Below are 17,565 nucleotides of genomic sequence, written 5' to 3' on the forward strand. Positions count from 1 at the left end.
ATGACCGAGCGGCAGACGAACGCCGAGGCGATCGCGCGGCGCCCGAGCCACGCCGGACGGCGCGTCGTCGTCACCGGGGCCGGCCGCGGGATCGGCCGGGCGATCGCGGAAGGGTTCGGCGCGCGGGGCGCCCTGGTGGGCGTGGCCGACGTGAACCCGGACGACGTCGCGGCGACCGTCGCGGCGATCGAGGGCGGAGGCGGTCGAGCCCTGCCGCTGCGCCTCGACGTCGCCGACTACGCGGCCGTCGAGGCGGCCCTGTCGGAGGCCGCCGCCGCGATGGGCGGCGCGTTCGACACGGTGGTCAACAACGCCGGCATCTCGCCCAAGCACGACGGGGCGGCCCACCGGGTCTGGGAGATGGATCCGGCGGAGTGGAGCCGCGTCGTCGCGGTCAACCTGACAGGGGCGTTCAACACCGTCCGCGCGCTGGCGCCCGCGATGTGCGCGGCCGGGCGGGGCTGGATCGTCAACATGTCGTCGGTGGCCGGCAAGACCCACTCGCCGATCGTCGCCTGCCACTACGCGGCCTCGAAGGCCGGGCTGATCGGGCTCACCAAGCACCTCGCGGCCGAGCTCGGCCCGTTCGGCATCCGCGTCAACGCGATCGCGCCGGGTCGGATCGAGACCCCGATGGTCCGGGCGGTGGGCCGCGCCGTCAACGACGAGCAGGTGCGCCTGACCCCGATGGGCCGGCTCGGCGCCCCCGAGGAGGTCGCGGATCTCGCCCTCTACCTGACCTCCGCCGAGGCCAGCTTCGTCACCGGCCAGACCGTCGACGTCGCCGGCGGCCTCTACATGACGTGAGCCGGGACCGGTCGGACAGGCGATGGACGGGAGGACGGCCATGAGCAGTGCGGTCACCGCGACCGGGATCACCGGGCGGACCCGGGTCTACGGGATCCTGGCGGACCCGATCTACCACGTGAAGGCGCCCGAGGTGATGGGGGCGCTCTTCGCCCGCCACGGCGTGGACGGCGTCCTCGTCCCGCTGCACGTGACGGCGGACGGCCTCGCCGCCGTGATGGACGGGCTGCGGCACCTGCGCAATTTCGGCGGCTTCATCGCCACGGTCCCGCACAAGACCGCGATGACCGGCCTGTGCGACGCGCTCACCCGGGAGGCCGAGCAGATCGGAGCGGTCAACTGCGTCCGGCGGGAGGCGGACGGGCGCATGGTCGGCACGATGCTCGACGGGATCGGCTTCGTCGAGGCGCTGCGCGCCTCGGGCCTGGAGCCGCGCGGCCGGAGCGCGGCGCTGGCGGGGGCCGGCGGCGCGGCGAGCGCCATCGCCTTCGCGCTCGCCGGGGCCGGTGTCGCCCGCCTGACGATCCTGAACCGCACCGCGGACCGCGCCCAAGCGCTGGCGCAGCGCCTGCGCGCCGCGTATCCCGGGCTGGCGGTCGCGGCCGAAGGCGTCCAGGCGGAGCACGATCTCCTCGTCAACGGCACGTCGCTCGGGATGCGCCCGCAGGACGCCGCCCCCTTCGACCTGGGCGCCCTCCACGCCGGCCAGTTCGTCGCCGAGGCGATCATGGATCCGGAGATTACGCCGCTGCTCGCCGCCGCGCTGAGGGCGGGCTGCCGCGTCCAGAAGGGCCTGCCGATGCTGGAGTGTCAGATCGCCCTGATGGCCCGCCACATGGGCGCCCTCTGAGGCGGGAACTGGGGACTGAGCTTGGGGCGCACCGTGGGACCGACCGACATCGACGCCGTCGCGGCCGGCGCGTTCGACTACGTGATCGTGGGCGGCGGCACCGCGGGCTGCGTCCTGGCCAGCCGCCTGACCGAGTCCGGGACGCACCGGGTCCTGCTCCTCGAGGCGGGGGGACGGGCGCGCAGCCCCTGGGTCGCGATCCCGGCGGGCTTCAGCCGCCTGCTCCAGCACCCATCCTACAACTGGCGGTTCCGGACCGAGCCCGAGGCGGCGACCGGCGGCCGGGTGATCGCGGTCCCGCGGGGCAAGGGCCTCGGCGGGTCGACGCTGATCAACGGCATGATCTACGTGCGCGGACAGCCGCAGGATTACGATGCCTGGGCGCAGGCCGGGTGCCGCGGCTGGGGATTCTCGGACGTGCTCCCCTATTTCCGCAGGCTCGAGGATTACGAGGGCGGCCGCGAACCGTTGCGCGCCCGCGGCGGTCCGCTGCCGCTGACGGAAGTGGCCGAGCGTCCTGCGATCGCGGAGGCCTTCATCGCCGCCGCGCAGGCGGCAGGCTACCCGCGCAATCCCGACTACAACGCGGAGAGCCAGGACGGCTTCGGCTACTACCAGGTGAACCAGCGGCGCGGCCGGCGGGTCAGCGCCGCCGATGCCTATCTGCGGCCGGCCCTGGCCCGCCCGAACCTCGCCGTCGTGACCGACGCGCACGTCCTGCGGCTGACCTTCGACGCGGGTCGGGCGAGCGGCGTCGCCGCTCTGGTCGGCGGCCGCGAGCGGCTCTTCCGCTGCCGCGGGGAAGTGATCCTCGCCGCGGGGGCGGCCCAGACCCCGCAGATCCTGGAACTGTCCGGCCTCGGCGATCCGGCGATCCTCGGAGGGCTCGGCGTCGCCGTGCGGCGCGCCCTCCCCGGCGTCGGCGCCAACTACATGGACCATTACTGCACGCGCATGAACTGGCGCGTGCGCCTGCCGGTGACGCTGAACGAGCAGACCCGCGGCCTGCGCCTCGGCCTCGCGGCGGCGCGCTACCTCGCGACGCGGCAGGGCATCCTGGCGCTGGGGACCGGTCTCGCCCACGGCTTCGTGCGCACCCGGCCGGGGCTCGACGGGCCCGACGTGCAGTACTTCTTCATGCACGCGAGCTACGCCAACGCCGCCGAGCGCAAGCTCGACCGCCTGCCGGGCATGACGATCGGCGTCACGCAGTTGCGACCGGAATCGCGCGGGACGATCCACGCCGCTTCGCCCGACCCGCTCGCGCCGCCCGCCATCCGCCCGAACTTCCTCGCCACCGCGGAGGATCGCCGGGCGATGGTCGAGGGCATGAAGATCGCCCGCGCCATCGTCGCGCAGGCGCCGATGGAGCGCTTCCGCGGGGCCGAGCTCAACCCCGGTCCGGACTGCCGGACCGACGCGGACTGGCTCGATTTCGCGCGCCGCGACGGCCAGACGATCTACCACATCTGCGGCACGTGCCGCATGGGCGACGATCCGGATTCGGTGACGGATCCCAGCCTGCGCGTGCGCGGCGTGGCCGGCCTTCGGGTGGCCGACGCCTCGATCATGCCGCGCATCGTCTCCGGCAACACGCAGGCCGCGGTGTTCATGATCGCCGAGAAGGCCGCCGACCTGATCCGGGCCGATGCCTGATCCGGTCTGGCCATCGGGCGCCGCGGCGCGTACGGCAGCCCCGCGCCGGTCTCGGCCGCGTCTCGGCGTCGTGTCGGCGTCGTGTCGGCGTCGTGTCGGCGTCGTGTCGGCGTCGTGTCGGCGTCGTGTCGGCGTCGTCCGGCGCTTCGCGACGCAGCAGACCGCAGGTCAAACGCCCCGGAACGACCGGCGGCAGAGGTTCGACGTCATGCTCTACATGGTCCACATGCAGGTCAACATTCCGGCGTCCCTCCCGAAGGAGGAGGCGGCTCGCCTGAAGGCCGAGGAGAAGGCCTACGCCCAGAAGCTCCAGCAAGATGGCCGATGGCGGCATCTCTGGCGCATCGCCGGGCAGTACGCCAATTACAGTGTCTTCGACGTGGCTGGAAACGATGAACTTCACGAAGTCCTGAGTTCGCTGCCGCTCTACCCGTATATGGCGATCAGCGTGACGCCGCTGGCGCAGCATCCCTCCGCGATCGCGGCCAACTGACGGGACCACCGCCATGCCTTACATGATCGAGACCTTCGACAAGGCCGGGAGCCTGGACGTCCGCAGGGCGAACCGCGCGGAGCATCTCGTCTACCTCGACCGGATCAAGGACCGGCTCCTGGCCTGCGGCGCGAAGCTGAACGACGACGGGAGCGACGCCGGCGGCGGCCTCTACGTCGTCGACGTCGAGACCCGCGCGGAGGCCGAGGCGCTCATCCACGCGGACCCGTTCTACAAGGTCGGGCTCTTCGAGCGCGTCGAGATCCGGCGCTGGCGCAAGGCCTACCTGGACGGCCGCAGCTATCTCTGAAACCGAGGAAACGCGGTTTCGAAGGACAGGCGGCCTTCCGGTACGGGGCAGCCGCTGAAGAACAAGAGATTGGGGAGGAAACAATGATCCGTCGTCCTTGGGTGGCGGCCGCCGCGTTCGGCGCCGCTGCCCTCACCGCCCTGCCCGCCTCCGCGCAGTACGCGGATGGCGGCATCAAGATCGGCATCCTGACCGACATGTCCGGCGGATACTCGGATCTGGCCGGCCGCGGCTCGGTGACGGCCGCGCAGCTCGCGGTCGAGGATTTCGGGCGCCCGATCAACGGTCGGAAGGTCGAGCTCGTCTTCGCCGATCACCAGAACAAGGCGGACATCGCCTCGTCGATCGCGCGCCGGTGGTTCGATACCGAGGGCGTCGACGCCATCTTCGACACCAATTCCTCGGTCGCCGGGCTGGCGGTGCGCGAGGTCGCGCGCAGCAAGGGCAAGATCGACATCAACTCCGGCGCCGGCTCCATGGCGCTGACCAACGCCGCGTGTTCGCCGACCGGTGCCCACTGGTCGTGGGATACCCACTCGCTCGCGGCCGGCACCGCCGCGGCGCTGGCGGACGATCCGAAGAACACGTGGTTCTTCATCACGGCCGACTACACCTTCGGGCACGATCTTGAGGCGCAGGTCACCCGGGTCGTGAAGGCCAAGGGCGGCACGGTGCTCGGGTCGGTCAAGCACCCGTTCCCCAATCCCGATTTCTCATCCTACCTGCTGCAGGCACAGGCGTCGGGCGCGAAGATCATCGGCATGGCCAACGCCGGCGCCGACACGATCAACACCATCAAGCAGGCGAGCGAGTTCGGCATCCTGCAGGGCGGCCAGAGGCTGGGCGGGCTCAACATCTTCCTGACCGACATCTACTCTGTCGGATTGCCGGCGGCGCAGGGCATGATCCTGACGACGGGCTTCTACTGGGACATGGACGACCAGACGCGCGCCTTCGCGCGGCGCTTCGGCGAGCGGATGGGCGGGCGGATGCCGACCATGGTCCAGGCCGGCGACTACTCGGCGGTGCTCCACTTCCTGAAGGCGGCCGAAGCCGCCGGCACGGATGACGGCCTTAAGGTGATGGCCAAGATGCGCGAGCTGCCGATCCAGGATTTCTTCGCCCGCAACGCCACGCTGCGCCCGGACGGCCGCATGGTCCACGACATGTACCTCGCCCAGGTGAAATCCCCGGCGGAATCGACGGGGCCCTGGGACTTCTACAAGATCCTGAAGACGATCCCGGGGGACCAGGCGTTCCAGCCGCTCTCCGAGAGCACGTGCAAGCTGGTGAAGGGCTGACGCGCGCCCTCGCGGCTCGTCGCTCACAGGGGGGCGCGGGCCGTGCACCCCTGTCTCCACCGGGGTCGCCGCTCGCGACGGCCCTAGTGGGACGTGCTCTCGACCGCGGCGGCGAAGACGTAGCCGACCCCGCGCTCGGTCACGATCAGCTTCGGGTCGCTGGGCCTGCGCTCGATCTTCCGGCGCAGCCGCAGGATCTGCACGTCGATGCAGCGATCGAAGACGTCGTCCTGGACGCGGGTGACCTGGAGCAGGTACTCGCGGCTGAGCGGACGCTGAGGTGCGTCGAGGAACGCCGCCAGGAGCGCGTAGTCGCGCTTGCCCAGGACGACCTCTTCCCCGTCGGGATTGATCAGACGCCGGCGTCGACGGTTCAGGACCCAGCCGTCGAAGCGCCGGCACGGCGCCTCCGCCGGTCGGGACGAGGCCTGCGCCGCGACGCGGCGGAGGACGACGCGCACGCGCGCCAGGAATTCGCGCAGGCCGTAGGGTTTGACGATGTAGTCGTCGGCGCCGAGTTCGAGGCCGAGCACGCGGTCGAACTCCTCGCAGCGATGGGCCGTCGTCAGGATGATGGGAACATCGCTCACCGCGCGCAGGTCCCGCAGCAGGTCGAGGCCGTTCTCCGCGCCCGGGCGAAGATTGAGCACCACGAGGTTGAACTGCGACGGATCCGCGAGCTCTCCGCGCGCCTCGGCCCGCGTCGACGCCGGGACGACGTCGACCCCGTGCCCGTCGAGGTATCCGGAGACGACACGCTGAACCTCCGCGTCATCGTCGACGAGCAGAATGCGCAGGCCGTGATGATGCATGAGCGATGCTCCTCCGGAGTCCCGACTGGCGCGATCATCGGAGCAGCGGTCCGAGGGTGTCCGGCCGTCCCGGGGCGGCCGGATGCGCGTCGTCATCCCGTCGCCTGCCGATCGGCCTGGCCGCTGCTTCCACGGCGTGACGGTTCAGCGGCAGACCCGCTCGTAGCGGCCCCACACCGGGCTGAAGAACAGGCGACAGTCGCCGAAAAAGCCGCCCGCGGCGTATCCGCCCGCCGGGCTCCACCAGCCATGGCCGCCGAAGCGGTGATGGAAGCCGTGATGGAACCCCCCGTGGTGGAAGCCGTGATGGAAGCCGCCATGGTGCCCGAAGCTTCCGTGCCCGAACCCGCGCGCTTCGGCTCGTCCGGGCACGGTCGCCAGGGCGGCGAGGGCGAGACAGGACAGGATCGCGGTCTTCGTCGAGGTGATCGTCATGAGATGTCTCCCGTTGCGATACGGGGACGATGCACCGGAGAGCCCGGGGGGACTGTGACCCGGGTCACAGTTTCAGTGTGATCCTCCGGTCGGTCAGCGACGCGCTCGGGGGAGCGGCTAGGACGTCGTCGCGCGCGGATGGCGCAGCCAGACCTCGAGGGGCTGGCTGCGGCCGCGGATCGCCGCGGTCCGGCTCTCGAAAGCGCCCTCCGACCGCTCGAGCCCGGCCGCCTGCGCCAGCTCGGCGCTGAGTGCCAGGCGAGCGTGGGCGTCCGCCGCGACCGTCAGCAGGCGGCTCGCCACGTTGACCGTGTCGCCCGTCGCGGTGATGTGCTGGTTGGTGTCGCTGCCGAGGCGCGAGAGGATCACCGGCCCGTAATGTGCGCCGATGCGCAGATCGAGGGCCGGCCCGGCCCCGTGCAGGACCGGGCTGTCCGCGATCCAGGCGCGCGTGCGGACGATGAGTTCCTCCGCGGCCTGGACGGCGTGCGCCGCCTGGTCCGGGTCCGGATCGAGGGCGCCGAACAGGATCATGGCGCCGTCGCCCATGAAGTTCACCACGACGCCCCCGCGCAGGGTCACCGCTTCGTCCACGAGATCGTGGAACGTCTTGAGCATCGCCCGCGTCCGCGCCGGGCCGAGCTGCTCGCTCCGGCGCGTGAAGCCGGTGAGGTCGACGAACAGCACGGGGATGTCGCGCGCGACCGGCTCGGCGAGATAACCCGGATCGCGCGCGAGCCGCTCGGCCAGGGCGGCAGGCTGCATCCGCCGCAGCACCTGCTCGGACCGCGCCACGCGCGCGCTCTGGCGTCGCTCGAGTGTCTGGCGGCCGACCGCGCAGACCAGCGCCGGCAGTCCCACGGCCGCGAGCGGCAGGGCGGCGCTCAGCCAGATGCCGTGGGCGAACGCGACGGCGCCCGCGGCGAGCCAGCCTGCCGTCGCGAGCAGGACCAGGATCAGGCCCGGGCCCGGCGGCAGCAGCGCGATGGCGAGCGCGGACCCGACCGCCAGGAGGACCGAGGCCGCGGCGTCTCGCTGCCGCACGCCGGCGTCCCGGACGAGGGCGTCCCCCGTGGTGAGGTGGGCGATGCCGGTGGCGAGGAGCTCGACGCCGGGCAAGACGGGATCGAACGCGGTGGCGAAGGTGTCGCCGCCGCCGAGCGCGGTAACGCCGATCACGACGATGCCGTCCGAGAGCGCCGCGGCCGGCGCCGTCCCGTCGAGGAGGGCGGCCGCGCTCACCGTCGCGATCGTGCGTCGCGGACCGTAGGGGCGCAGCGGGAGGTGGTAGCCAAGGTCCAGCGACAGGGCGCGGTCGCCGATCTGCACGCGCCCCTTGCTGAGCACGGGGTCGTTGCGCGCCGCCAGGGCGGCCGCGCGCAGCACGAAGGACGCGGCGACGCCGTCGGCCGTGCGCACGACCAGGGGGAGATGGCGGGGTACGCCGGACGCGTCCTCGGCGACGTTGACGACGCCGGACGCGACGTCTTCGCCGAGCTTCGGCGACGGCCGGTGGAGCGCAGTGGCGAACGGGATGCCGTCCTCGCTGGCGCTCCCGTCGAAGACCGCAGCTGAAGCCAGGATCGCTGTGGTCTTCCCGAGGGCGACGGCGAGCGCGCTGTCCGCCTCCGGCTGCCGCCCCGCCTCGAGGAAGAGCACATCGACGGCGATCACGCGCGGGCGGGCCTCCGCCACCCGCTCGACGATCCGCGCCATCGTGGTCCGCGAGACCGGGAAGCCGCCTTCGCGCCGCACCGTCGCGTCGTCGATCGCCACTACGGTGAGGTTGGCGGGCGGCGTGCGCGGCCCGGCGAGCCGCAGGCGCAGGTCCGTGAGGGCGGATTCCAGGCGATCGAGGGGCGTCGCGCGCCCGGCGATATGGAGATGGCCGAGCCAGGCGCCCCAGGCGAGTGCGCCGAGCGACGCGGCGAGCAGGAAGACGCGCCGCGCCAGCCGGAAGGTCCGGTCGGGCGTCGGAGCCGCCGGCCGACCGGCCTCGCTCAACGCCCGAACCGCTCGAGCAGGCTCCTGACGCGCTCCTGGGGCCAGCGCCGGACCTCCAGAGGGTCGCGGCCGTCATCGACGTCGACCCCCTCGCCCGGCCCGAGCGTGACGGCGACCTGTGGGTCGGTGCGCCGGGCGACGTCGACCCGTCCCTGCGCCACGAAGACGGAGGTGCGCGCCCGCGTCACGTCGACGGCGTAGACCGTGCCCCGCACCGAGGCCACCGCGTGGGGGGTGAGGATCTGGAAGCCGTCTCGGCGGACGCGGCGGCTCGCCGGGATGGTGACGAAGACCGCGTTGCCGCCGATCTCGGCGCCCTTAAGATGTCCGTCACCGTCGGGTCCCACGGGGCGCAGGCTGCCCGCGCGCTCGGTTTCGAGCGTCAGGCCGTCGGCGCAGTGCAGGATCCGCAAGGGCGGATCGAAGCGCGTCGTCTCCGTACATCGCGTCTGCGCTGCGGCGCTCGACGCCGCGAGGGTGAGGGCGGCCGTGGCTGCCAGGCGCGCTGTCGTTCTCATGCGGTGAAGCCCTGTCGCCTCGATCATGTCTGCGCCCGCGCGCCCAGCGCGACGAGCCGGTGTGAGACCCGCACGGTCACGCGCGCGCGGCCGAGATCGATGAGGCCCGATCTCTGCCAGTCCTGCAGGACGCGGTTCACGCTCTCCCGCGCCGCGCCGACGAAGGCCGCGAGTTCCTGCTGCGTCACCTGGATCTCGGCGCCGTAATCCTCCGACAGCATGATCAGGCGCCGGGCGAGGCGCATGTCGAGCGGCAGCAGCGTCGCCTCTTCCATGCGCGCGCTCATCCAGCGCAGGCGCTGGCACAGCAGGCCGATGATCCGGACCGCCAGGGCGGGATCGCCGTGGAGGAGCTTGAGGAAGGCCCGCCCCTCGACGACGAACAGGTCGGCTGGCTCGAGCGCCACGGCCTCGGCGGTCCGTGGATGGCCGTCGAGGAAGGCGATCTCGCCGAAGACGTCGCCCGGGCCGAGCAGGTTGAGGGTGACCGCGCGCCCGTCGTCGGAGCCGGCCCCGATCCGGATCTGCCCGCGCCGCACGGCGTAGAGGGCATCGCCCGGATCGCCCTTCTGGAAGAGGATCTCGTGTCGCGCGAGGCTGCGCGTCGTGCAGAGCCCGGCAATGGTCTCGATCGCCTCCGGACCAAGCTCAGCGAAGAACGCGTTGGCCTTCAGAAACCGAACGAGCGTGTGCGGCGTGCTCACGACTGCATCTCTCCGGCCGTCGAGCTGGGGCTTATGCGCGTGTCGAGGGCCGATTAGCAAGGCTTACACTGCGAGAGCGGAGGATGATCATGGGCTCCGCCCGCGGGCGTGCTCACGGCGGCGACGATTGTTACAGGCCGCGGGCCCGCTCCAGCTTCCCGGTGGCCCATTCGCCGATCACCGCGCACGGCGCCTGGCTGTCGCCGGCGGCCGCGCGGGGCAGGACCGAGGCGTCCAAGACCGTCCGAACGTCGCGGTCCGCTCGGGCGGTGCAGCCCAGGAACCGGTCGGTGACCGCGGCAGCGCGGATTCAGTCCGCCCTCGCCGCGCCGGACGGGCGGAACCCCCGCGCGCTGCCGCGGGCGCGGCAGAGGTCGGCGCGGGCCGCGGTCGCCGTCACGTCGGCCGGGTGGGACAGGTCGCTCGCCTCGATGAACGGCGGCGTCGCCATGTCGGCGCGCCGCGCGCGATCAGGCCTCTCGAGAGCGTCTGCGGCGGGTCGGAGCGACTGTCGCGCGCGGATCGTACCCCCGTGAACGATCACTTGTCCGAGCGCGTCTTCCTCGGATCGTCGGAGGGATTGATGTAGTCGAGCCCGAAGGGCCCTGTTCCCGAGACCTGGATCACGGCCGGGTCGCGCGTCGTCCAGAGCGCGTGGGGCATCTTGGCCGGCAGATACAGGAAGGCACCCGGCCGGAGAGACTGACCCCGGCTCGCGTCGATCGTCTTACCCATGTCGTGGACGAGTGTGCCGGACAGCAAGGTCACGCTCTCGTCGGTCGCGTGCGTGTGCGGAGCGATGACGTAGTTCGGCGGGAACCGGAGCCTGAGCGTGAACGGTCCGGGCTTGTCCGGATCGCCGGCGATGATGCTGATCTCGCTGCCCTTCGGGAGGGAGGGCGGCGCAGCGCGCCACTGGACGGCGTCGTCACCGGTGACCATGACCATCTCGCCCGCGCGCGCGTCCGGCGCGAGGCATGCGAGGAAGAGAACGAGACAGCAGCTCTGGCGCAAACGCATCGACAATCTCCAGATCGGCACTGGGGCGAGCCCGGATCGAACCTGTCCGCTGACGCCGAGCCCACTCTACTGTCGGCGGCGCTCGCGACAGGGTCCGTCCTGTTAGACCGCGCGCCTTCGGACCCGCTACGGCAGAACGCCCGTACCGACCCGGGCAAATCGCACGACCTTGCCGGGGACCCTTCCAAGACGGTCGCGGGCTCGCGTACTCTCGGCCTTTCGGGAGAACACGGGTGACGCCCATCAGGCTCAAGCAGGTCCTGGCCGTCTGGGACGCGCGCGAGCTGGATCTCAAATGGGCCCTCGTCGGACGCATCGCGCTGATCGCGATCCTCTGCGCTGCCGGAGCGGCCGCCTACGCGATGCACGACGTCGCGGCGAAGACCCGACAGCGGAACGCCGAAACGGCCGATGAGGTGCACAAGCAGCTCCGCCTCCAGCTCCTGCGAATCGAGCGGGCGGCCGACATTCCCCAACGCTTCCCGGATTGGGAGATCATCACCCGGTACGCTCTGCAACCGGGCCAGTGCGTGCAGCTGATCCCGGCGGAGGCCGGTCCGACACGGTCGAGCTGCTTGGGCGTCGAGGCGCACGCGCGCGCCGCACCCGACTGGTTCGCGACGCTCTACCGGTTCCTCTTCTTCGCCGGATCCACCGTCAGCCTGCCCCTCGAGCATCAGGGATCGCGGATCGGGATCGTCGAAGCGGACATCGATCCCGACGCGGTCGTCGGGTCAGCGTGGATCGTGCTGAGACAGGTGTCCGGCGCACTCGCGGCCATGACCGTCGTCCTGTGCGTGCTGGTCTACGGCGCGGTGGCACACGCGCTGCGTCCCGCCAACGAGATCCTGGTCGGTATCGATCGCGTCGCGAAGGGCGACCTCGCGTGGCGTCTGCCGAGCCTCCGCCTGCGCGAGCTCCGCCGCATCGCGACGGTCTTCAATCAGCTTGCCAGCCACCTCCAAGTCGCCACGCGGGAACGTGCCGAGCTCGCGCGCCGGCTGATCGATGCCCAGGAGCAGGAGCGGCGGTGGCTGTCGCTCGAACTGCACGACGACGTCGCGCAGCGTCTGACGGCGTTGAGCCTTCTCGCCCGGTCGATCCAGGAGGGCGCGCGCTCCTCGTCGCCTTCGGTCGTGGCCGAGAGTGCCGAACTCGCCACCATGGCGTCGGACGCCGTGCGCGCGCTCCGGAGCACCCTCGCCGCACTCAGGCCGCCCGAGATCGACGATCTCGGGCTGCGGGTCGCGCTCCGGAGTCTGATCGCCGCCCAGGCGCAGCGCGCCGGGGGCCGGATCCACGTCACGCTCGCGGCCGACGCGCAGGCCGATCGCCTGCCCTGCAACGCGGCGGCCCATATCTACCGGATCGTCCAGGAAGGCCTCACCAACGCCGTCCGCCACGCGGCCGCGCGCACCGTCGCGATCGCGCTGAACGTCGCGGAGACCGACGGCGGCGCCGAGGTCCAGCTGATCCTCACGGACGACGGGAGCGGCGCCCCCGTGGAGGCGCTGGAGCGCCCGCATTCCGGTCTCGGCCTGCTCGGCATGCGCGATCGCGTCCACGCGCTCGGCGGGCAGATCGTGACGGAAACGTCCCCGGGCGGCGGGTTCCGCCTGCGGGTCCGCTTTCACGCCGCGCTCGCGGCCGATGAGGTGTCATGACCAAACGGCGCATACGCGTGATGCTCGTCGACGATCACGCCGTCGTGCGGGAGGGCTATCGGCGGCTCCTGGAGCGGCAGCCCGACATGGAGGTCGCCGCCGAGGCCGGGGACGGCGCGGAGGCCTATCGCGCCTACCGCATGGTGGAGCCGGACGTCGTCATCATGGACATCAGCATGCCCGGCCGCGGTGGGATCGACGCCATCCGTCAGATCCGGCAGGTGGATCCGAGCGCCCGCATCCTCGTCTTCAGCGTTCATGCCGCGGTGAGCTACGCGCTCCAGGCCATACGCGCCGGCGCCCGCGGCTACATCACCAAGAGCAGCGCTTCGGATCTCCTCATCGAAGCGGTGCGAAGCGTTTTCAACAACAAGCTGACCCTGTGCGCGGAGATCTCGCACCTGCTGGCCGCGAGCCGGCTGGCGGAGGAGACGTCCCCGATCGACCAGCTGTCGCCTCGGGAATTCGAGATCCTGCGGATGATCCTCGACGCACGGCACACGGACGCGATCGCGGCCGATCTCAGCCTCTCGCCCAAGACCGTCGCGAACTATCACTACGCCATCAAATCGAAGCTCGGCGTCAGCTCGGACGTGGAACTCGTCTACTGCTGCATCCGGTGCGGGCTGATCGATCCCTTCGCGGTCGTCGGAGCGGACTAGAACGCGCGGGCGCGCGGCCCGCAGCGGTGCGCGTCACACGTCCAGGTTCGCGACGCTCAGCGCGTTCTCCTGGATGAACTCGCGCCGCGGCTCGACCACGTCGCCCATCAGCTTCACGAACAGGTCGTCGGCATCGGTGACGTCCTTGACCTTGACCTGCAGCAGCGAGCGCACGTCGCGGTCGAGCGTGGTCTCCCAGAGCTGCTGGGCGGTCATCTCGCCGAGGCCCTTGTACCGCTGGAGCTGAAGGCCCTTGCGGCCGAAGGCCATCACCGCCTCGAAGAGCGCCACGGGCCCGTGGAGCACCGTCTCGTCGGACTTCCGCATCAGCGTGGCCGGCTCGCCGTAGATCTCCCGGAAGGCGTCGGCCCGCTCGGAGAGGCGCCGGGCCTCCTGCGAGGTGATCAGCCCGGCGTCGAGGGTCGAGACTTGGCGAACGCCCCGGAGCGTCCGGCTGAGGCGATAGCCGTCCTCGAACGACTCGCCCTGCCAGCCCCGCTCGATCTCGTCGGCGATCGCGTCGAGCCGGCGGGCGGTCATGTCGGCCAGGACCTCGGCCTCACCCGCCCGCGACGCCGCCTCGGCATCGAAGGCGCCGGCCAGCACCGCCTGCTCGACCACGGAGCGGTCGTAGCGCGTGTGCAGGCCCTGCAGGATGCTCCGGAAGGTCCGGGCCTCCTCGACGAGGCTCTTGAGCTGCGCCCCGGCGAATTCCGCGCCGGTGGAGAGCCGCAGGATCGCGCCGTCGGTGCCCTGGTCGATCAGGTAATCCTCGAGGGCGCGCTCGTCCTTCAGGTAGATCGCCCGGCGGCCGCGCTCGGCTTTGTAGAGCGGCGGCTGCGCGATGAAGAGGTGGCCGCGCTCGATCAGCTCCGGCATCTGCCGGAAGAAGAAGGTGAGCAGGAGCGTGCGGATGTGCGAGCCGTCCACGTCCGCGTCGGTCATGATGATGATGCGGTGGTAGCGCAGCTTCTCCGGGTTGAAGCCCTCCCGGTCCGTGGAGGAGCGCCCGATCCCGGCGCCCAGCGCCGTGATCAGGGTGCCGATCTCCGCGGAGGACAGCATCCGGTCCGCGCGCACGCGCTCGACGTTGAGGATCTTGCCGCGCAGGGGCAACACGGCCTGGAAGGTCCGGTCGCGGCCCTGCTTGGCCGAGCCGCCGGCGGAATCGCCCTCCACCAGCAGGATCTCGCACTTGGTCGGGTCGCGCTCCTGGCAGTCGGCGAGCTTGCCGGGCAGCGAGGCAATGTCGAGCGCACCCTTGCGGGTCACGGTCTCGCGCGCCTTGCGGGCGGCCTCGCGGGCTGAGGCCGCCAGCACCACCTTGCCCATCACCGATCGGGCCTGGCTCGGATTCTCCTCGAGCCACGTGGACAGGCCCTCGTTGAGGACGTTCTCCACCGCCGGGCGCACCTCGGACGAGACGAGCTTGTCCTTGGTCTGCGACGAGAATTTGGGGTCCGGCACCTGCACCGAGATGACCGCGGTGAGACCCTCGCGGCAATCCTCGCCGGTGAGCGAGACCTTCTCCTTCTTGGCGATGCCCGACGATTCGGCGTAGCCGGTGACCTGCCGGGTCAGGGCCGCCCGGAAGCCGGCCATGTGGGTGCCGCCGTCGCGCTGCGGGATGTTGTTGGTGAAGGGCAGGACCGTCTCGTTGAACGAGTCGTTCCACCAGAACGCGACCTCGACGCGAATTCCATCGCGCTCGGAGCTGACGACGACGGGGCTCGTCATCCCGTCGATCGGCTTGCGGGAGCGGTCGAGGTACCGGACGAAGGCCTCGATGCCGCCCTCGTAGTACAGCTCCTCGCGCTTCTTCTCGGCGTGGCGGGCATCGGTCAGGACGATGCGGACGCCGGAATTGAGGAAGGCGAGCTCGCGCAGGCGCTTCTCCAGCGTCCCGTAGTCGAACTCGATCATCGTGAAGGTGTCGGTCGACGGTAGGAAGGTGACTTCCGTGCCGCGCCTTCCGTTTCCGGGCCCGATGATCTCCAGGGGCGCCACGGCGTCGCCGTGGCGGAACTCCATCGCGTGCTCGTTGTCGTTGCGCCAGATGCGCAGGCGCAGCCAGGACGACAGGGCGTTCACCACCGAGACGCCCACGCCGTGCAGGCCGCCGGAGACCTTGTACGAATTCTGGTCGAACTTACCGCCGGCATGCAGCTGGGTCATGATGACCTCGGCCGCCGAGACGCCCTCCTCCTTGTGGATGTCCACCGGGATGCCGCGCCCGTTGTCGGAGACCGTGCAGGAACCGTCGGCGTTGAGCGTCACGGTGACGAGGTCGGCGTGGCCGGCCAGGGCCTCGTCGATGGCGTTGTCCACGACCTCGTACACCATGTGGTGGAGGCCGGAGCCGTCGTCGGTGTCGCCGATATACATGCCGGGCCGCTTGCGGACGGCGTCGAGGCCCTTCAGCACGCGGATGGACTCCGCGCCGTAATCGGCGGGCTCGGTCTGGGGGGTGTCGGCCATGAACTTCCTCGGCAGGCGGGCCTGATCGCGTCGGTGGCAGATGCGCCCTCGGGCGCCCGCGCCTGAACTCTCGCTTGGTCCGCCTGATATAGGGGTTCCGCGTTGAGATTGCACGATTTTACGGGTCCGCGGCGGGCCCGTCCCGTCGCTTTTGTGACGCCCGTCGCTTAACGCTGCGTTAGCCCTCGATGCCGCCCGCGCTCGCCGCATCCAGGCGGTCGATCACCCCGGGTGCGAGGGTCAGCCGGACGGCGCCGAGCAGCTCGTCGAGCTGCGCCACGGAGGTCGCGCTCGCGATGGGCGCGGTGATGCCGGGGCGGGCGATGATCCAGGCGAGCGCGACCTGGGCCGGACTCGCGCCGTGGGCCTGCGCGACCGAATCGAGGACGTCGAGCAGCGCGAGGCCGCGGGGGTTCAGGTACTTGGCGACCCGGTTCTCCCGCGGGCGTCCCGCCGCGTCGTCGGCACTGCGGTACTTGCCGGTCAGGAAGCCGGCCGCCAGGGAGAAGTAGCCGATCACGCCGATCTGCTCGGCCCGGCAGAGCGGCTCAAGCTCGGCCTCGTAGCCGCGCTGGGCGAGGCTGTAATCGGGCTGCAAGCACTCGTAGCGCGGCAGGCCCGCGGAGGCCGAGACCGCCAGCGCCTCCGCGAGCCGGGCCGCGGTGTAGTTCGAGGCGCCGATCGCCCGGACCTTGCCGGCCGCGATCAGGCGCTCGTGCGCCCTCAGGGTCTCTTCGAGGGGCACCGCCGCGTCGTCGAGATGCGACTGGTACAGGTCGATCCGGTCGACCCCGAGGCGCCGCAGCGAGGCCTCGCAGGCCCGCTCGATATGGGCCGCCGAGAGGCCCTGGCCGGCCTCGCCGAGGTCCATGCCGACCTTGGTCGCCAGGACGATCCGGTCGCGCGCGCCCGGACGGGCCGCGAGCCACTTGCCGATCACCGTCTCGGATTCCCCGCCGACATGGCCGGGAGCCCAGCGCGAGTAGACGTCGGCGGTGTCGATGAAGTCGAAGCCGCTCTCCACGAACCGGTCGAGGATCGCGAAGGACGCGGCCTCGTCGGCCGTCCAGCCGAAGACGTTGCCGCCGAGGCAGAACGGCGCGACCGTCAGGTTGGAGCGGCCGATGCGGCGCCTGTCCATGCGCGTCAATCCTGCAGGAAGGGGTTGGACACGCGCTCCGCACCGAGGGTGCTGGTCGGTCCGTGGCCGGGGATGAAGGCGACGTCGTCGCCCAGCGGCAGGACCTTGTCCTTGATGGCGCGGATGAGCTGCTCGTGGTTGCCGCCGGGCAGGTCGGTGCGGCCGACCGAGCCCTTGAACACCACGTCGCCGACGAGGGCGAAGCGCGCGTCCCGGCTCACGAACACGACGCTGCCGGGCGAGTGGCCGGGGCAGTGGAGGATGTCGAAGCCGAGCCCGCCGACCGTCACGGCGTCGCCCTCGTCGAGCCACCGGTCGGGCGTGACCGGCCGGGCGGCGCCGAGGCCGTAATTGGCCGCCGTCTCGGGCAGGGAATCGAGCAGGAACTTGTCGGCCTGATGCGGGCCCTCGATCGGCACGCCGAGGCGCTCGCGCAGCTCGTCGGCGCCGGCGGCGTGGTCGACGTGCCCGTGGGTCAGCAGGATCTTCTCGACGGTGACGCCCTGCTCGCGGATCGCCGCCTCGATCCGGTCGAGGTCGCCGCCGGGATCGACGACGGCGCCGACCTTGGTGGCGTCATCCCAGATCAGGGTGCAATTCTGCTGGAAGGGCGTGACCGGGATGATCCCGGCGCGTGGCGTACCTGGCATGTCGTCCCGTGTGTTGCTGGCGCCGCTCCGGACGCCCTCCGCCCCAGTTTAGCGTAGAAC

Annotated in this window: 18 protein-coding genes; 8 read left to right on the forward strand and 10 right to left on the reverse strand. The window is 71.4% G+C overall.

Annotation, left to right across the window (positions count from 1 at the left end):
* The 6 genes from fabG to ACLBX8_RS02335 all read left to right on the forward strand — a co-directional run bounded on the left by fabG (position 1) and on the right by ACLBX8_RS02335 (position 5,417).
* On the forward strand, positions 1 to 807 hold the full coding sequence (fabG, locus tag ACLBX8_RS02310) for a 3-oxoacyl-ACP reductase FabG (RefSeq protein ID WP_447697780.1): 807 nt from the start codon (positions 1 to 3) through the stop codon (positions 805 to 807).
* 40 nt (positions 808 to 847) lie between these two features.
* Positions 848 to 1,657 carry a shikimate dehydrogenase family protein gene (locus tag ACLBX8_RS02315; RefSeq protein ID WP_447697781.1) on the forward strand — a complete coding sequence of 270 codons (810 nt, stop codon included), beginning with the start codon at positions 848 to 850 and terminating at the stop codon, positions 1,655 to 1,657.
* A gap of 33 nt (positions 1,658 to 1,690) precedes the next feature.
* Positions 1,691 to 3,313 (forward strand): GMC family oxidoreductase, encoded by a 1,623-nt coding sequence (locus ACLBX8_RS02320; protein WP_447698133.1) that lies wholly within the window; start codon positions 1,691 to 1,693, stop codon positions 3,311 to 3,313.
* A 208-nt stretch (positions 3,314 to 3,521) separates the two neighbouring features.
* Entirely contained in the window at positions 3,522 to 3,806 is a 285-nt protein-coding gene (gene catC / locus ACLBX8_RS02325; RefSeq protein WP_020091692.1) for a muconolactone Delta-isomerase, read from the forward strand.
* Between the two features lie 13 nt (positions 3,807 to 3,819).
* On the forward strand, positions 3,820 to 4,116 hold the full coding sequence (locus tag ACLBX8_RS02330; RefSeq protein ID WP_020091691.1) for a YciI family protein: 297 nt from the start codon (positions 3,820 to 3,822) through the stop codon (positions 4,114 to 4,116).
* 83 nt (positions 4,117 to 4,199) lie between these two features.
* A complete protein-coding gene (locus tag ACLBX8_RS02335; protein ID WP_042675772.1) occupies positions 4,200 to 5,417 on the forward strand; it encodes an ABC transporter substrate-binding protein in 1,218 nt (405 codons plus the stop codon).
* An 83-nt stretch (positions 5,418 to 5,500) separates the two neighbouring features.
* On the opposite strand, the gene ACLBX8_RS02340 is transcribed toward ACLBX8_RS02335, so the two are convergent.
* The 7 genes from ACLBX8_RS02340 to ACLBX8_RS02370 form a co-directional block, all read right to left on the reverse strand.
* A complete protein-coding gene (locus ACLBX8_RS02340; protein ID WP_447714551.1) occupies positions 5,501 to 6,229 on the reverse strand; it encodes a winged helix-turn-helix domain-containing protein in 729 nt (242 codons plus the stop codon).
* Positions 6,230 to 6,373: 144 nt separating this feature from the next.
* Complete coding sequence (locus tag ACLBX8_RS02345; RefSeq protein WP_447680468.1) at positions 6,374 to 6,664, reverse strand: hypothetical protein; 291 nt, start codon at positions 6,662 to 6,664, stop codon at positions 6,374 to 6,376.
* A gap of 117 nt (positions 6,665 to 6,781) precedes the next feature.
* On the reverse strand, positions 6,782 to 8,668 hold the full coding sequence (locus ACLBX8_RS02350; protein ID WP_447714552.1) for a CHASE2 domain-containing protein: 1,887 nt from the start codon (positions 8,666 to 8,668) through the stop codon (positions 6,782 to 6,784).
* Positions 8,665 to 9,186 carry a FecR domain-containing protein gene (locus ACLBX8_RS02355; protein ID WP_091678736.1) on the reverse strand — a complete coding sequence of 174 codons (522 nt, stop codon included), beginning with the start codon at positions 9,184 to 9,186 and terminating at the stop codon, positions 8,665 to 8,667. Before ACLBX8_RS02355 ends, ACLBX8_RS02350 begins: the two co-directional genes overlap by 4 nt.
* Before the next feature lie 23 nt (positions 9,187 to 9,209).
* On the reverse strand, positions 9,210 to 9,890 hold the full coding sequence (locus ACLBX8_RS02360) for a Crp/Fnr family transcriptional regulator (protein ID WP_447714553.1): 681 nt from the start codon (positions 9,888 to 9,890) through the stop codon (positions 9,210 to 9,212).
* A gap of 310 nt (positions 9,891 to 10,200) precedes the next feature.
* A complete protein-coding gene (locus ACLBX8_RS02365) occupies positions 10,201 to 10,341 on the reverse strand; it encodes a hypothetical protein (RefSeq protein WP_447714554.1) in 141 nt (46 codons plus the stop codon).
* Between the two features lie 89 nt (positions 10,342 to 10,430).
* Positions 10,431 to 10,832: a cupin domain-containing protein gene (locus tag ACLBX8_RS02370; protein WP_447714555.1), complete on the reverse strand. Its 402-nt coding sequence runs from the start codon at positions 10,830 to 10,832 to the stop codon at positions 10,431 to 10,433.
* A gap of 311 nt (positions 10,833 to 11,143) precedes the next feature.
* On the opposite strand from ACLBX8_RS02370, the gene ACLBX8_RS02375 reads away from it, so the two are divergent.
* Together ACLBX8_RS02375 and ACLBX8_RS02380 are read left to right on the forward strand one after the other, a co-directional pair.
* Positions 11,144 to 12,574 carry an ATP-binding protein gene (locus ACLBX8_RS02375; protein WP_447714556.1) on the forward strand — a complete coding sequence of 477 codons (1,431 nt, stop codon included), beginning with the start codon at positions 11,144 to 11,146 and terminating at the stop codon, positions 12,572 to 12,574.
* Complete coding sequence (locus tag ACLBX8_RS02380) at positions 12,571 to 13,236, forward strand: response regulator (RefSeq protein WP_056521453.1); 666 nt, start codon at positions 12,571 to 12,573, stop codon at positions 13,234 to 13,236. The genes ACLBX8_RS02375 and ACLBX8_RS02380 overlap by 4 nt, the downstream gene beginning before the upstream one ends.
* A gap of 33 nt (positions 13,237 to 13,269) precedes the next feature.
* On the opposite strand, the gene gyrB is transcribed toward ACLBX8_RS02380, so the two are convergent.
* The 3 genes from gyrB to ACLBX8_RS02395 all read right to left on the reverse strand — a co-directional run bounded on the left by gyrB (position 13,270) and on the right by ACLBX8_RS02395 (position 17,505).
* Positions 13,270 to 15,714 (reverse strand): DNA topoisomerase (ATP-hydrolyzing) subunit B, encoded by a 2,445-nt coding sequence (gene gyrB / locus ACLBX8_RS02385; RefSeq protein ID WP_447680464.1) that lies wholly within the window; start codon positions 15,712 to 15,714, stop codon positions 13,270 to 13,272.
* A 178-nt stretch (positions 15,715 to 15,892) separates the two neighbouring features.
* Positions 15,893 to 16,855, reverse strand: coding sequence for an aldo/keto reductase (locus ACLBX8_RS02390; RefSeq protein WP_447714557.1), 963 nt, complete (start codon positions 16,853 to 16,855; stop codon positions 15,893 to 15,895).
* Between the two features lie 5 nt (positions 16,856 to 16,860).
* Positions 16,861 to 17,505 (reverse strand): MBL fold metallo-hydrolase, encoded by a 645-nt coding sequence (locus tag ACLBX8_RS02395; RefSeq protein ID WP_020091678.1) that lies wholly within the window; start codon positions 17,503 to 17,505, stop codon positions 16,861 to 16,863.
* Positions 17,506 to 17,565: the final 60 nt, after the last annotated feature.

The sequence above is a fragment of the Methylobacterium sp. D48H genome (assembly GCF_053345715.1).